The 16568-nt window shown below is 64.1% G+C and carries 9 protein-coding genes; 2 read left to right on the top strand and 7 right to left on the bottom strand.

Going from position 1 to position 16568, the window contains the following annotated elements; genetic code table 11:
• Nucleotides 1–154: 154 nt before the first annotated feature.
• The 7 genes from trxA to ahcY all read right to left on the bottom strand — a co-directional run bounded on the left by trxA (nt 155) and on the right by ahcY (nt 14009).
• A complete protein-coding gene (gene trxA, locus AC2YI2_RS15125) occupies nt 155–475 on the bottom strand; it encodes a thioredoxin (RefSeq protein ID WP_487387315.1) in 321 nt (106 codons plus the stop codon).
• A 92-nt stretch (nt 476–567) separates the two neighbouring features.
• A complete protein-coding gene (addA, locus tag AC2YI2_RS15120) occupies nt 568–4107 on the bottom strand; it encodes a double-strand break repair helicase AddA (RefSeq protein ID WP_487387576.1) in 3540 nt (1179 codons plus the stop codon).
• Nucleotides 4100–7282 (bottom strand): double-strand break repair protein AddB, encoded by a 3183-nt coding sequence (gene addB / locus AC2YI2_RS15115; protein WP_487387314.1) that lies wholly within the window; start codon nt 7280–7282, stop codon nt 4100–4102. The genes addA and addB overlap by 8 nt, the downstream gene beginning before the upstream one ends.
• 171 nt (nt 7283–7453) lie before the next feature.
• Complete coding sequence (locus tag AC2YI2_RS15110; protein ID WP_487387313.1) at nt 7454–8212, bottom strand: nucleotidyltransferase family protein; 759 nt, start codon at nt 8210–8212, stop codon at nt 7454–7456.
• Nucleotides 8209–9735: a tRNA (adenosine(37)-N6)-threonylcarbamoyltransferase complex ATPase subunit type 1 TsaE gene (tsaE, locus tag AC2YI2_RS15105; protein WP_487387312.1), complete on the bottom strand. Its 1527-nt coding sequence runs from the start codon at nt 9733–9735 to the stop codon at nt 8209–8211. The genes AC2YI2_RS15110 and tsaE overlap by 4 nt, the downstream gene beginning before the upstream one ends.
• A gap of 15 nt (nt 9736–9750) precedes the next feature.
• Nucleotides 9751–12273 (bottom strand): sensor histidine kinase, encoded by a 2523-nt coding sequence (locus AC2YI2_RS15100; protein ID WP_487387311.1) that lies wholly within the window; start codon nt 12271–12273, stop codon nt 9751–9753.
• 332 nt (nt 12274–12605) lie between these two features.
• On the bottom strand, nt 12606–14009 hold the full coding sequence (ahcY, locus tag AC2YI2_RS15095) for an adenosylhomocysteinase (protein WP_487387310.1): 1404 nt from the start codon (nt 14007–14009) through the stop codon (nt 12606–12608).
• A 264-nt stretch (nt 14010–14273) separates the two neighbouring features.
• Here ahcY and AC2YI2_RS15090 point away from each other — a divergent pair, with 264 nt between their 5' ends.
• Nucleotides 14274–14540, top strand: a complete 267-nt coding sequence (locus tag AC2YI2_RS15090) for a helix-turn-helix domain-containing protein (RefSeq protein WP_487387309.1) — start codon at nt 14274–14276, stop codon at nt 14538–14540.
• A 186-nt stretch (nt 14541–14726) separates the two neighbouring features.
• Complete coding sequence (locus AC2YI2_RS15085) at nt 14727–16445, top strand: SulP family inorganic anion transporter (RefSeq protein WP_487387308.1); 1719 nt, start codon at nt 14727–14729, stop codon at nt 16443–16445.
• Nucleotides 16446–16568: the final 123 nt, after the last annotated feature.

Genomic DNA, 16568 nt, shown 5'->3' with positions numbered 1-16568 from the left:
CGTGGCAAAGCGGATCAGCAAGTTAGCCCTCCCCTTGTGGGAAGGGATGGGGAGGGGTCTTATCTAACAGAACAAAAAGCCGCGCATCTTGCGATGCACGGCTCTTCGACATTTCATCTCAGCGGCAACAAGTCACCGCATGGTTTCACGTGAATCACGCGGCGCCAGAAATCCAGGCAGAGAGCGCGGTCTTCGGCGCTGCACCCACCTTGATGTCGGCGACCTTGCCGTCCTTGAAGATGGCGAGCGTCGGGATCGAGCGCACGCCGAACTGCGCGGCGAGTTCCGGATTGTCGTCGATATTGAGCTTGACGACCTTCACCTTGCCGGACATCTCGATGGAGATCTCTTCCAGCGCAGGCGCGATCATCTTGCACGGGCCGCACCATTCCGCCCAGAAATCCACGACTACGGGTTCTGCGGAATTCAGCACTTCGCTCGCGAAATTGTTGTTGTCGACCTTCACGGTGGCCATTGCACGCTTCCTTTCTCAACGGCGCAACCCGCGCCTGTCAGCATTCTTGACCCCTATGTGAGCATCTGGGCCGTCTGTTTCAATGGGGTAAATCATCCCGCCGAAATAGCAAGCAGGGCTTTTTCAAGTTCCTCAGGAGTCAGGGAATAAAGATGCGGTCCCTCGGTATAGACCAGCAAGCATTCCACCGTTTTGCCCTCAAAAAGAGGAGACAAAACCTCGCGGTAAAGTGAGAGCTGGGCGCGATGCGCGAAGGGGATATCGTCGCGGCTTGCCGGCGGCACACGGTTGGTCTTGTAGTCGGCGACGAAGACCCTGTCACCATCGACCCCCATCCGGTCGACGCGGCCGGAAATCGCATAGTCGCGGCCGCGCACCCGGATCGTTCCCATCACCGACACCTCGGCGCGCGAGCCCTCGCCGAACAATGCCGCGAATCGCTCATCCGCCACGATGCCGAGCACATTCGCTGCCAGCTGTTCCCTATCCGCCGCGCTCCAATGCGGCGCTGCGCGCAAGAGATAGCGCTCCGCCGCCTCGGCACGTTCCGCGGCTGGAAAGTCCGGCAGCGCCTGCAGCAGCCGATGGACGATCTTGCCCTTCACCTGCGCGCCACTGCCCAAGGGTTTGTCGGCAAAAAGCGCGGAAGGAACGATCAGGTCGCCATCCTCCTCGTCGATCACGGCGGTGACGCCCGACGGTGCGAGCGGACGCGGGAGCGACGGCATCGGCGGCAATGGCGCGAACAGCGAATCCGGCAAAGCAATCTGCTCTCCCGCTGCCACAGGGGGTGCACCCGGCGTCGCCCTGTTGGGTGCGCGGTGATGATAGCGCCAGCTCAGGCCTTCCCAACTCTGGCCACCGGCCGCGAAACTCGCCGGCACGCATCGCAGCTCATCGGCGGAAAGTGCCATCCGCACCAGTTGCGCCCAGCTATCCGGTACATCCCGCCGGCGGCGATAGCCGCAGACCACCAGCCGGTCGGACGCGCGTGTCAGCCCGACATAGAGCAGCCGCCGATATTCCTCCTCCGCCAACCGCCCCAGCCGATCATCGTCAGCGGTAGAGATCCGGCTCTGCACGTCCTTGACCGGCACCCAGAACGGAATGTCCGGCTGATCCTCGCTGCCCGGCCGCAATCTCAACTTCGGCAGCAGCGACTTGTCGAACGGCTTCGAGCCGCCATCGACAAGGAAGACTACCGGCGCTTCGAGACCCTTCGACGCGTGCACGGTCATGATCCGCACTTCATTGCGGCCCTTGTCCTGCTCGCGCTTGATCTCCGGCGAATCCTTTTCCAACGTTGCAATGAAGCTGGTCAGTCCCGGCAGCCCGGCTTCCTCATGCGCGAGCGCGAAATTCAGGAATTCGTCCAAGACATCGCTGACCTCATGCCCGAAGCGCGACAGGAACAGCTTCCGCCCGCCTTCGCGCCCCAGCAGCGCGGCATAGAAATCATGGACCCGCATCGCGCAGGCCATCTGCACCCAGCGGATCAGCTTGTCCTCGACCTGCCTCCAGCGCTGGTCGGCCTGCGCGAGGTCCTTCAGTCGCTCCCAGACCCGCTGCCCGTCGGCGCGATGGCCGCAGAGCGTGTCGACATCTTCCTCGGTCATGTCGATCAGCGGGCTCTTGATCAGGGCTGCGAGCGACAGGTCGTCCTCGTTGAGCAGGGCGAAGCGGCCGAGTGCCATCAGGTCCTGGATGGCGATATGGCTCGCCAGCACCAGCCGGTCGGTACCGGCGACCGGAACGGAGCCGTTCCGCTTCAATTCGCGGGCCAGCGCGCCGGCAAAGGCATCGCGCTTGCGCACCAGCACGAGGATATCGCCCGGTCCGACCGGCCGCGGCCCATCCTTGGTTTCCAGCACCTCGCGACCGATCATCTCGCGGATCACGGCCGCCATGCGGCCCGCAAGCTGCATGACCGAGGATTTCTCCGCCGGCCGGTCGAACGGCGCGAGCCAATCCTCGTCCTCCTCGTCCGACCCTTCTTCGGCGATGACATCCCAGAGATCGACCGCGCCCGCCTGGCCGATGCGGTTGGAGACATGCACCACCGCCTCGCCCTCGGCGCTCAGCCCGCGCCGGTTGTCCTCGCGGGAAAACACCTGGTCGACAGCGGTCAGCACATCCTCGGTCGAGCGGAAGGAGACGCGCAGCATCAGCGGCTCGAACCGTTTCGCGCCCGATTCGGCCCGGGCCTCGGCGCGCCGTCTTTCGCTGGCGAAGCGTTCCGGCCGCGCGCCCTGGAAGGAGTAGATCGACTGCTTCTCGTCGCCGACGGTGAACAGCGTGCGGTTGACCATCCTCGCCGAGGCACCGGAGAAGAATTCCTCGGTCAGCGACATGATGATCGACCACTGCGTCGGGCTGGTATCCTGCGCCTCGTCGAGCAGCAGGTGGTCGATGCCCTGGTCGAGCTTGTAATGTACCCAGGGGCCGATATCGCTCTTGCGCAGCAGCGCGTCGGTGCGGGTGATGAAATCCTCGAAATCGAGGAAGCTGCGCTCCTTCTTCAGCGCCTCATAGGCCGAGAGAAAGTGCCGTGCCAGAACCAGCGCCGACCGCGTCGCTTCGAACATCCGGTAGACCTTGAAATCCTGCCAGACATCGGCAAGGAAGGGTGCCGCCTGCGCCACCGCATCGCAGAGGGCGGGATCGATCTTGCCCATCGCGCTCGTATAGTAGCCCGTCGCGGCATAGGGCTGCTCGTCGCTCTTCTTGAGCAGCGCCGCGCGCAGCAATTCCAGCCGCCGCACCGGGTCCGCCTCGCTTCGCGCCAGCCCGAGGCCATAGGCGCGTTCCTGTGCATTGGCCCCGCCCTTGCTGTTGGCGAGCGCGACATAATCCTGCACGCGTCCGTCGCTGAGGCCAGCCAGCGGCCAGGCACGGGAGGCAATCGAAGCCGCATCGGCAGAAACAGCGATGCCGAGCCCGCGCTTGAGGGACCGCTCGACACCCTCGCGCCGTGCACCGTCGAAGAAGCGCTGCAGCGCAGAGCGGTTGGCAACGATATCGCCCAGCAGCCGGTCCAGCCCGGTTTCGTCGGCTATATCAAGCACATCGTGGAAGGCCGCGGCGAGTTCGGCATCGTGCCCGCTCTGCGTCTGGGTCAACAGGCTGCGCCGCGCCTCGGATATGAGCGCCGCGGCCGCCTTGTCGTCGAGCACGGTGAAGTGACCCGCGACATTTGCTTCCAGCGGAAACTGATGCAGCAGCGCCTCGCAAAAGGCATGGATGGTCTGGATCTTCAGCCCGCCCGGCGTCTCCAGCGCCCGCGCGAAGAGTTTTCGCGCATTGGCAAGCGTGATCCGGTCCGGTGCCTTGCCCTCGACCTCGGCGATCTCCTTCGACAGCGCCGCGTCATCCATCGCCGTCCAGCGCGCCAGCCGGTCGAACACGCGGTTCGACATCTCGCTGGCTGCCGCCTTTGTATAGGTGAGGCACAGGATCGAGGAGGGCCGCGCACCCGCCAGCATCAGCCGGATCACGCGCTGGGTCAGCACATGCGTCTTGCCGGAGCCGGCATTGGCCGAAACCCAGGCGGAATGCCCGGGATCGGAGGCGAGGCTTTGCAGCCGCCGCGTTTCGTCCATGATATCGCCGGGCGGCGGCGCGATCTCATTCATCGGCGTCACCTCCCTCGGCATCGGCGACCGACCATTCGGCGACCCGGGCGAGATGGTCATATTCGCCGCCATGGTCGCCGTCCTTGAAGGGCGCGACGCGGCTCTTGAATCCGGCTTTCTTTCCCCGGAGTGCGTCGGTGAGACGGATAAGCTGGCTCATCGACTCCTCGGCCAGTTCCATTGCCGAGCGCCTGTTTTCGCCCTTGCCGCCCTCATTGTTGACGGTGTCGACGGAAAAGCGGCTGCCTGGCCTGAGCCGGACATATTTGAGGTCCTGCGTCTCGCGCGATTGGATCTCGCGGAAGCCGCCACCCTTGAGCACCGCCGCCTCGAGCGCCAGCTGCGGATCGAGCAACGTCCGCGCCACCTTGGCCGAAGGCGAGGCGCCGGTCTTGTAGTCGATAATGTCGGCGCGGCCATCCTTGCGCATGTCGATCCGGTCGGCCCGGCCGGAGACGGCCAGCGCGTCGGTGACCTCGAGATAGGCCGATTGTTCAACCATGCTGCGCGCCACCAGCGGCCGCCGCTCGCCGTCCCACTCGAGAAAACGCCGTGCCATCTCGATCGCCCGCGAGCGCCAGACGGCATCGACATGCGCGGGCAGCGCCCATTCCTCGAACACCTGATGGACGATCTCGATGATCGTCGCCTCTGCCGCATCTCCCCGTGAGTCGATCTCGCTCTTCATGAAGCGCTCGACGATGGCGTGATAGATATTGCCACGGTCGATCACGCCGGGATCCTCGTTGAATGCATCAAGTGGATCGAGCTTCAGCACCCGCCGGGCATAGACGGCATAGGGGTCGCGGCGAAGCTTCGTCACCTCGCTGAAGGAGAAGCGCTTGGGCTGGCGCTCGGCCTCCGGCGTCGGCGCCGGACGTATCGCGAAAGCCTGCCGCGCCGCTTCCGGAGTCTCGTCGATCAAGGCCGCATAGCCGAGATAGTCTGCACCCCGCGCCCGCATTGAATCCGCAATGTCCTTGCCGGTCACGGCGAGCAGCCGCTGCAGGAAGCGCGAGGCGACCGAGGGCGCGCCGCCCTGCCGGAGCGCGCGGGTCAGCAACAGTGTCTTCGTGCCGAGACCGTCGATGAAATCATGCGCCGATTGGCCGATCCGGCGTTCGGGCGGCTCGAGTCCGATCTCGGTCTTCATGGCGAGTGAAAGAAATGGATTGTTGGCCGTGGCGCTGGGCCAGGTGCCTTCGTTCAGCCCGCCGAGAATCAATGTGTCCACACTCTGCAGCCGGGCTTCCAGCGTACCCCAGATGAAGACGCGGGGGTGGCCGATCGATTTTGGCTTGATGCCGACTCCGGCTAACAAGGCAGTCGCGATATCGACCCATTGCGGTCCGGTGGCGGTGAGCGTGTCCTGCGTATCGATCAGGTCCTTGAGCAGACCAGCCAGCGCGTCGCCGGCGTCACCGGACCAGAGCGCGGCCAGGTTTCCGCGTTCGTCGCTGCAAAGCGCCTCCAGCACCCGACCCGTCGCTTCCGCCCAGGTTCCGAGCGGGAACTCGGTTCTGAGGCCAGTATCCGTGTCGCGCAGCAGCAACCGGGCCAGCGGCTCGACAGCACGTTCGAGTTCGCGGGCGAGGTCGAGCACCTCGGCCTGGCATTCGACCGTGCGGATACGCGCCTGCCACTGCCTGAGAAAACGATCATTCTCCGCCATCGCGTGAACGGCCTCCACCACGACGGGCGAAAGGCTCGCAATATTGACCGAGGCTGTGCCGCCGCGCAGTGCCATAAGTTCCAGTGCATGCGTCACCGGATCGAGCGCCTCGCGCGAGCGGCCGAGCCGCACCAGCGGATGCTTGATCAGGCTCGCCAGCGCCACAGGGTCACCAGGCCTGAGCACGCATTCGAGCGCCAGCATCAGCAGGCTGCCGTGCTGCGAAGAGGAGAGCGGCGTGCCGGCCGAATCGTCAGCCTCGATGCCGAAACGCAGCAGTTCCGACGAGACGCGCCGCGCGAGCGTTCGATCCGTCGTGATCAGCGCCGCCTGCGCCTCCGGCCCCTGCCGGTCCAGCGCCAGTTTCAGCGCGATGGCGATGCCCAGCGCCTCCTCGCGTTCATTCGCCGCTTCGATCAGGGCGACATCGGCGAAGGCCTCCGTGAGCGCTTCGCCCTGTCTGTCGCGGAAATCATGATGATGGATATCGGATTGCGAGGGCAGGAAGGCGGTCGAGGCGGCGCGCAGACGTGTTTCGATAGCCGGCTCCATATCGCCGATCGCAATGACCTCCTCGCGATCCACTCTCAGCTTCGAGAGCAGATGGAAGAGGCCATATTGCGGATGGCTGCGGCTGGCAGGGTCCGGATTGCGAATCGAATCCATTTGCATCGCGCCGGCGAGCTGCCAGTCGGCCGGCGCCATCATTCTATCAAGCCCCGGCAGCACGACCGCACCTTTCTCCAATCCATGGATGGCGGCGATCAGATCCGCGGTCGAGGGAATCGAACCGGTAGAGCCTGCGACGACGACGGGTCCTTTCGCGCCATCGCGGCCGATCCGCGCCGCCTCCGCCCGGATGGCGAGATTTCGGTGCAGCGCCGGCGACGAGCGCTTGAGTTCTTCCAGCCGCGCCGGCCAATATTGGCTCGCGACCTTGATGAAGGCGCCGCTCAGCTCCCACCACAGCGCGCGGTCGGCCTCCTTGAACTTCTCGACACCCTCCCAGCCGGTCTCTTCGGTCTCAACCGCATCGATGAGCTCGATCAGGCTGCGGGCCAGCCAGATTGCGTCCGCCGGGCTGGCGGGGGCCACGAGCGGCGAATCGTCGTGCACCGAGAGCAGATGCTGCGGCAGCTGGTTGCGCCAGGCGAGCACCAGCCGGGCGAGCTCGACCAGCCGTGTCAGGCTAGAGACCGGTGGCAGCAGATCGAGATCGCTTGAAGCTTCGTCGTCGAAATAGCCGGCATCGTCATCCACCTCGCCAAGCGGCCGGATAACCGGTAGGATCGCCGAGCGCCCGCCGAGCAGGTCGACGAATTCCGAGCGCAGCACGCGCGCAGCGCGCCGGGTGGGTAGATAGATGGTGGCGGAGGCGACGCTGAGAGGATCGGCGGGATCGTGCCGAAAGCCCTCGACGAGCCGGCCGTCGCAGATGGATTGCGCGAGCACCTTGAGGAAGGGCGCACCGGGCGGAATGGTGAAGACATTGCTTTTGCGCATGGTTCTTTCGCCTCCCCCTAGTTTCGATGTGTTGATGAGGGAACCCCTCACCCCGCCTCCGCTAGGCTCGGCGGACCTCTCCCCAATGGGAGAGGGGATCCGAGGCCGAGCGGCAGTCTCCCCGCTTCTCCCCTTGGGGAGAAGGTGGCCCGAAGGGCCGGATGAGGGGTTCTAAAGGTCTGCCCGATTCGTATACCGCCGCACCGCCTCCTCGGCGGGTGCGATGGCCTCGGGCGTGCCGGCCGTCACCCAATGACCATCGAGTATTAGGCCATAGAGACGATTCGCGGCAATCGCGCGGTCGAAATAGATGTTGAGATTGAACGGACCGTCTGGAGCATCTTCGAGCAGGTGCGAGTCCATGACGATGGCGCCGGCATAGACCACACCCTCGCCATCGGGCAGCTTGCCGCCGACGGGGCGGTAGCGGACGAGCTCGCCCTTGCCACCCATCGCGAAATCCACCTTGCCGTCATGCCCGGTCGTGTCCTCGATCCGGACGCAGAGCATCGCCATGTCCATGCGGTCGGGGTCGAAGAATCCGGCTAAGCGTTCCAGGCTGGTCAACTCGTCCCAGGCCTCGCCGATCCAGAACAGATCGGCATTCATCACATAAACTGGGCCTGGATCGAGCAGCTTCAGCCCCTTGGCCAGTCCGCCGCCGGAATTGAGCAGCGCGGCCCGCTCGTCGGAGATGACGATGTCCATGCCTGGATAGCTGGCGAGATGGGCCTCCATCTGGTCGGCGAGCCAATGAACATTGACCACGGCCTTCTCGCAGCCCGCTGCCTTCAGCGTATCGAGCGCGTAGTCGATCAGCGGCTTGCCCGCGATCTTGACCAGCGGCTTCGGGATCGTGTCAGTGATCGGCCGCATGCGCGTGCCAAGGCCGGCGGCCAGAACCATGCCCTGGCGAATCGGATCACTCATGCCGGCACGGCTTGCGGCGCCGCCTCGAACTCGACACCCATCTTGCGGCACCAGTCCCTGAGCGGCGCATTGACCGGATGTTCGAAGGCCATGGAGAGATGCCAGAGCGTGCGCGGCATGTGCCGCATATAGCTTTCCATGCCGTCGCGCTGCCAGAGCCGCACCCAGAGGCCGTTGAGCCGGCAGGCGCGTTCGGCGGACATGATGGCGAAGCTCTTGGCAAAGGCCGTGCGATCGAAATCACCCTGCGCCTCGCGCGCCGTCTGATAGATTTCGATCAGCCGCTCCATCAGCGGCCGCGGCACCGTCACGCGGGCATCCTGCGCCAGCGACACGACGTCATAGGAGGTCGGGCCGATGATCGCGTCCTGGAAATCGATAATGCCGACGCGGTCGAAACCCTTGCGCTCCGGCATCCACATGATGTTGGGCGAATGATAGTCGCGCAGCACGAGATTGGTCTCGAGCCCGGCGAGTTCGTCGATCAGGTGGTCCCAGATCTCGAGATATTCGCGGGCTTCCGCCTGGCTCGCCTTCTCGCCACCGCGCAGCCAGGGAATGTGCCAGTCGAGCAGCACCTCGGCCTCGAATTTCAGCGTCTCCCGGTCGAAGGACGGCAGGTCGTGGTGTTCGCCATTGCCGACGGGCAGGCGCACCGGCGGCTGTTGGCGATGCATGTCGGCGAGGCCGCGGACGGCTTCCTCGTAGCGCTCGGCGATCGGCTTGCCCTCGGTATCCAGAACGCCCCCGGAGCCGAGATCCTCGATCATGAGGATGCCTTCTTCGATATCCATCTCGTAGATATCAGGCGCCGAGAGCCCCATGCCCTTGAGATATTTGCCGATGGCGATGAAGGGCCGGACATTCTCCGCGAGATGCACCAGTTGCGAATAGGGCTTGCCGTCGCGGATCGGCGGACCATTGGGCCGCGCCGCCGAATCCATCAGAATGAAGGGCTTACCATCCGAGGTCTTGACCCGCTCATAGGCGCGGAACGAGGAATCGCCGATCAGGAAGCGCCGCCGCCCACCCTTGTAGCCGTTCTGATCCATGAAGGCGCGGATTGCGTTGACGCGGGTCAGGCGATCGGCAAAACGGCCCGTACCGCAGGTGATCGTCACCCGCCGCCCTTCGCCTTCATGGGTGATCTCGACCGAGATTGCATCTTTAGGCAGCGAAGAACCGGCCTTGTCCGGCCATTCGATCAGGACCACGCCGCGGCTCAAGGCCTCGTCGAGCCCGAGTTCGGCAAGCTCGCTCTCGTCGGCGAGGCGATAGAGATCGAAATGGAAGATCGGGTATCGCAGCTCATAGCTCTGGACCAGCGTGAAGGTCGGGCTGGGCACTTCGAGCGCATCATCGCCGGCGACGGCGCGAATCAGCGCGCGTGACAGCGCGGACTTGCCGGCGCCGAGATCGCCACGCAAGGCAAGGCAATCGCCCGGCTTGACCGTCAAGGCGAGATCTTCGCCCAGCGCGCGGGTGGCATCGTCATTTTCGAGGAAATAGGAAAAACTCGGCATTTAGTCCCAATATGTCTATTCGGCGGCTGACAGCCGCGAGGCCTCCCCGGCCGGAATGCGGCAGGTGATCCGGGTTCCCTTGCCCGGTGCCGAATCGACCGAAATCGAGCCATGATGCAGGCTGACGAAGCTTTCGACAATCGCAAGGCCGAGACCGGCGCCGGTGCGGCGTCCGCCGCGGCCGTCGCTTTCGAAGCGGTTGAACACCTTGGCGATCATTTCCGCGGTCATGCCTGGTCCCGAGTCGGACACGATGAACAGGAAATCATGCCCCTCGCGCCAGCATTTCAGGCCGATCGCACTGCCTTCGGGCGCGAAATTGGCGGCGTTGGACAGGAGCTTGATGAAGATCTGCTTGAGCCGCTGATGGTCGGCAAACACAGTGCCGAGATCGTTGTCGGCGGTGATCTTGAGCGTCAGATTGCCTTCCTGGAGGCGGTGGGCGATCTGCAGCCCCACTTCGTCCAGCAGTTCGTTGACGTCAAGCGGCTCGAGACTGAGCTGCATGATACCGGCATCGACGGTGGCGAGATCGAGGATGTCGTTGACCAGTGTCAGCAGCACCGAGGACGAATTCGAGATGTGGTCGAGATAGTCGGCCTGCCGGCTCGATAGCGGATCCATGCCCGGCGTGCGCAGCAGGTCGGTGAAGCCGATGATGTTTGTCAGTGGCGAGCGCAGCTCGTAGGAGACGTGCTTGACGAAGTCGTTCTTGAGCTCGTCGGCCTTGAGCAGCGCCTCGTTCCTGTCCTTCAGCGCCCGCTCGGCAAGCTCGCTGTCGGTCACGTTGACGAAGGTCAGCATGGTCTGGGCGTCGGGCAGCGGGATCACGGCATAATCGAGCACCAGACCGGTCTTGAGCTCCAGCTTGCCCACGATCTGCTCGCGCCTGTCCTCGAAGGAGGTGATGGCGCGGCTGAAGGTCTTCCAACCCTCCGGTCCGTCATGACTCGGTGCGCAGGCGGCCTCGATCGCCTTGATATGGGTGCCGGGCTCGGCCTCCGTGGCGGTGATGCCCCAGAGCGCGCGGAAGGCCGGGTTCGATAGCGTGATCCGCCCATCGGGCGCGAAGACCGCGACGCCCTCGGCGAGATGGTCGATGGTTTCGCCCTGCACCTTCAGCAGCGTGTTATAGCGGGTCTCGAGATCGACCTGCTCGGTCAGGTTCTCGAACACCCAGGTCGCGCCGCCGCGGGGACGCGCGGTCGCGAAGACGCGCAGCGTCTGCCGGCTCGGCAGGTGCCAGACATCGGTATGGGTTTCGAGCGAGCGGTAGACCGACAGGATCGAATCCTTCCAGGTCTTCCAGTTGAGCTGTTCCGGCACGCGGCCGGCGGCGCGCAGCCGCTCCAGCAATTCGCCATGCGCGGGCTGGGAGTCGAGAAAGGGAACGTCGAGGCCCCAGAGATGCCGGAAGGCCTGGTTGTAATATTGCAGCTGCTGGCGGTCATCAAAGATCGCCACCGGCGTTGCCAGCAGTTCGAGCGTCTCGGCATGGCTCTTGATCGTGCGGTTCAGCTCGTCGCGGATTGCCTCCTGGCGGCTGACATCGGTGGCGATCCCGGCCGAACCATTGGCGGTCTTGACATCGACGACCTCGTAGAAGGTTCGGTTGCCGTTCACCACCGTCGCCACCTTGTCGCGGTAGGGCGTATCGACAGTGGCGACCGCCTTGATCTTCTCGCGGCTCACGGTTTCGAGCAGTTCGCGGCCTTCAGAGAGGACGGCCTCCTTGTTCGGCGCCTGCACGGCCTCGCTATAGGCATCGTTCACCCAGGCGAGCTTGCCGTCCGGCGAGCGCTGCCAGCTCGGCGTGTCGACCGCGTCGAGCAGGACCTGGAACGTGCTGATCGAGCCCTGCAGTCGGTCACGCTCGAGCTGCAGTTCGGCAAGCTGGGCGCGGAGATTGTTGAGCGAGACGAAGCGGACGAAGGCGCGGCCGCCGGAGACGCGGCCCTGGGCTTCCAGCACTTCGTCGCGGCTGGTCTCGATGACAAGATCGAAGATCGTGGCGTCGCTGCGCAGCGCGTCGACAGCCTTTTCCAGCGCCGAGGCCGAGCGCGGCTTGAGCCAGCGGCCGAAGGCGAGGAAATCGCGATCATTGGCCGGCGCGCCGATTTCGGGCGGCAGCTGGCCAAGCAGTTCGGCACTGCCGCTGCGGCCTTCCCAGATCACGATCCGGCGGTTCTTGTCGGCGATCAGCGATTCATAGCGCGAGATACGGCTCTGGGCATCTGACAGCGCGGAACGGATCTCGCGATTCTCGTTCTCGATCACCGTGCGGCGCTTCATCAGCATGAAGGCGCCGGCAAGCGAGACGGACACGACACCAGCCACGGCGGCAAGGCCGATCATATGGGTGCTGGTCAGCAGGCGTTCGGCCTCGGGGGCCGCGAGTGCGGAAGCGGGAATGAGGGCGGTCGCAGTGGAAAGCAAGTTGCGCAGCAGGCCGCCGCGACGCTTCGGAGCCACAGGCTTCCGGGTCGAATACGTCGCTCCTTGCGAATGCGCCGCAATATCCTCGATTCCCGAATGCATCAGGCAGTCCCCGTTATTCCGCCACATAACTTGTCTTATGCGGCCGGTCACGCCGCTGTCGGACCAAGGGTCCAGACCCGATGCCGCAACCTAGGTCGCCGGCAGAGGCTTGCCTCATGCGAAGCCCGTCGATGCTCCACCGGTCCGTACCGGTGGCCGCCCGTTTCGCATCCCGCCACCGCCGCCGTGGGGTGGGATTCGTCACAGTCGAATCAACATAGAAAACAATACTATCGCGGGCCTGACCTAGGAAGCGATCTGCCGAAAAAAGAAAGCCACGGCCGCAAGTTACGGCCGTGGCTACAAGATTTGGTATAATGGTTAATAAATGGTTAATAGCGGTAGTGTTCGGCCTTGAACGGACCGCTCTTCTCGACCGAGATATAATCGGCCTGCTGGTCGGAAAGTTCGGTCAGCCTGACGCCGAGCTTCTCGAGATGCAGGCGCGCGACCTTCTCGTCGAGGTGCTTGGGCAGAACGTAGACTTCGTTCTTGTACTGGCCCTTGTTGTTGGCAAACAGTTCGATCTGGCCCAGCACCTGGTTGGTGAAGGAGGCGCTCATCACGAAGGACGGATGGCCCGTGGCGTTGCCGAGGTTGAGCAGGCGTCCTTCCGAGAGCAGGATCATGCGGTTGCCGCGCGGGAACTCGATCATGTCGACCTGCGGCTTGATGTTGTTCCACTTGAGGTTCCGCAGCGCCTGCACCTGGATCTCGTTGTCGAAGTGGCCGATATTGCCGACGATCGCCATGTCCTTCATCTCGCGCATATGGTCGAGACGGATGACGTCCTTGTTGCCGGTCGCGGTGATGAAGATGTCGGCGGTCTTGACGACGTCTTCGAGCTGCACGACTTCGAAACCGTCCATTGCGGCCTGCAGCGCGCAGATCGGATCGATTTCCGTGACCTTGACGCGGGCACCGGCGCCGGCGAGCGAAGCGGCGGAGCCCTTGCCCACATCGCCATAACCGCAGACGACGGCAACCTTGCCGGCCATCATCACGTCGGTGCCGCGGCGGATGCCATCGACCAGCGATTCCTTGCAGCCATACTTGTTGTCGAATTTCGACTTGGTGACGCTATCGTTGACGTTGATCGCCGGGAAGGGCAGCAGGCCCTTTTCCTGCAGCTGGTAGAGGCGGTGCACGCCGGTCGTGGTTTCTTCGGTCACGCCCTTGATCGCATCGCGCTGCTTGGTGAACCAGCCGGGAGAAGCGGCCATGCGCTTCTTGATCTGGGCGACCAGAACTTCTTCTTCTTCCGACTGCGGGTTGGACAGCACGTCCTCACCGGCTTCGGCGCGGGCGCCGAGCAGGATGTACATGGTGGCGTCGCCGCCATCGTCGAGGATCATGTTGGAGAAGCCGCCATCGGCCCACTGGAAGATCTTGTCGGTGTAGGTCCAGTACTCTTCAAGGGTCTCGCCCTTGACGGCATAGACCGGAATGCCGGCAGCGGCGATCGCGGCAGCGGCATGGTCCTGAGTCGAGAAGATGTTGCACGAAGCCCAGCGGACTTCGGCGCCGAGCGCGACCAGCGTCTCGATCAGCACACCGGTCTGGATCGTCATATGCAGCGAACCGGTGATGCGCGCGCCCTTGAGCGGCTTCTTCTCGCCGAATTCAGAGCGAGCGGCCATCAGGCCCGGCATTTCGGTTTCGGCAATGGTCAGTTCCTTGCGGCCGTAGTCGGCAAGGCCGATATCGGCAACCAGATAGTCCTTGGCAGCGGTCATATGGAATCTCCAGATTGGCAGGATGCGCCACACGTCAGGCGCTTGCCGGGCCGCGGGTCGCAGCGCACCGACATTGGCGCGGGATGTACCAGTGTTCGCGGCAAAAGGCAATAAGGATATAAAGAAGTCTTTATATGATTTGTCGCCGCTGCCACAAACTTGCAATCGGCCTGACGTGCAAGCGCCAAGCATGGATACTGATGCTTGACACATCACAGTACATGCGTCATACAGTGATTGTGATAGATTGAAGAGATTCTCGAGATGATGACCGCCGCGCAATTGCGCGCAGCCCGCGCTCTCCTCGGTATCGATCAGAAGACGCTCGCCGAGATGGCGGGGGTCTCGGTGCCGACGATCCAGCGCATGGAAGCGAGCCAGGGCAATGTCCGCGGCGTCATCGACAGCCTGTCCAAGGTGGTGGATGCGCTCAATGCCGCCGGCGTCGAGCTGATCGGAGAGGGTGGTCAAAGTCTCGGAGGCGGTCGCGGCGTCAGATTGAAGGAGCCGGCTGTCAAAAGAGATGCCTAGGCGGTTGCGGGAAAGCGTCACACGGCTTTCGATCCGAAACCGCAGCAAGACAAGAACCTGACGCGGTTCCGCCTCCCGAGGGGAGATGCGGTACCGCGTGAAAATGCATTCATCGCTCGTTGCGACGGCGACCGCCGACATTCAAGCCGACGATCCCGCCGCCTTTTCGCAAGGTCGCCGGAGATCATGTCCGCAAACACCACCGCTTCCCCGCCGCTCAGGTCGGAACCCACCTTCGCCGAGCTCTTCACGCCCAAATCCGTCACCGTCCTGCGGGAGGGCTACGGCCTCGCCAATTTGCGCGCCGATGCGGTTGCGGGGCTCACCGTCGCCATCGTGGCACTGCCGCTCTCCATGGCGATCGCGATCGCGTCCGGGGCCTCGCCGGCGCAGGGCCTTATCACGGCGATCATCGGCGGCTTCCTCGTCTCGGCGCTCGGCGGCAGCCGGTTCCAGATCGGCGGCCCGGCCGGCGCCTTCATCGTGCTCGTCGCCGCCACAGCGGCGCAGCACGGCATGAGCGGCGTCATTCTTGCCACCTTCCTCTCGGGTCTCATTCTGCTCGCGATCGGCTTTCTCAGGCTCGGCACCTACATCAAGTTCATTCCCTATCCGGTCACGGTCGGATTCACCGCAGGCATCGCCGTCATCATTTTCGCAAGTCAGGTCAAGGACTTGCTCGGCCTGTCGCTCGCCGGCCCCGAGCCCGGACCACTGCTCGAGAAACTGCCCGTCCTGTGGGCGGTGCTGCCCAGCGCCGACCCGGCCTCGATCTGGCTCGCATCGATGACGATACTGCTTATTGTCGGCCTCAAGCGCTTCAGGCCGCATTGGCCCGGCATGCTGATCGCGGTCGCGGTGGCGGCGGTCGTCACCGTGCTGCTTTCCCTTCCGGTCGCCACCATCGGCACGCGCTTCGGCGGTATTCCGAACAGCCTGCCCATGCCCGGTCTGCCCGATCTCAGCCTCGACAAGATCCAGGCGGTCTTCCCGATGGCGATCGCCTTCGCCCTCCTCGGATCGATCGAATCGCTGCTCTCAGCCGTCGTCGCCGACGGCATGACCGGACGCCGCCACCGGTCCAATTGCGAACTCGTGGCCCAGGGAGTGGCCAATATCGGATCGTCGCTCTTCGGCGGCATCTGCGTCACCGGCACCATTGCCCGCACCGCCACCAATGTCCGTGCCGGCGCGCATGGACCCATATCGGGCATGCTGCATTCGGCCTTCCTGCTCGCCTTCATGCTGCTCGCCGCCCCCCTCGCGAGCTATATCCCGCTGGCCTGCCTCGCCGGCGTTCTCGCGGTCGTGGCCTGGAACATGGTCGAGAAACACGCCTTCGCCACGCTGGTCCGTGCCTCGCGCGGCGATGCGGCGGTACTGCTGACCACCTTCCTGCTGACGATCTTCCGCGACCTGACGGAGGCGATCGTCGTCGGCTTCGCACTCGGCTCGGTGCTTTTCATCCACCGCATGTCGAAGACCACGGCCATCGAGACGCACACGCCTTTTGTGACCGATGACCGCGCCGACGACGCAAACGGTGACCGCAAGCCCTATGACGAAGCGATCGCCAATGATCCCGAGGTCGTCATCTACCGGATATCAGGCGCTTTCTTCTTCGGCGCCGCCGCCTCGATCGGCTCGGTGCTCGACCGTATCGCCGACACCCACCGGCTGCTGGTCGTCGACCTCGCCGCCGTGCCGTTTCTCGATTCCACCGCAGCCAATACGATCGAGAGCCTGGCGCACAAGGCCAGGCGCCACAAGGTGGAGGTCTATCTCACCGGCACCAACCACGACGTCCGCACGGAACTCTTCGCCCACGGCATTAAGCCGCCGATGGTGCATTACGCCCTAACGGTCGAGGACGCGGTGCGGAAGGGCAAGCACGCCAAGGAGTGAGGTGATAAAGGGCGTTCCGGGCCTCTATTTCCTCGGCCTGCATCTGATGCATACGATCAAGTCCGGAATGCTTTTTGGCGTTGGCGCGGACGCCTTGTTCATTGCTGAACATATGGAAGCAAG

The sequence above is a fragment of the Rhizobium sp. SRI_017 genome, from assembly GCF_057586295.1.
This window is presented reverse-complemented; position numbering and strand designations above follow the sequence as displayed.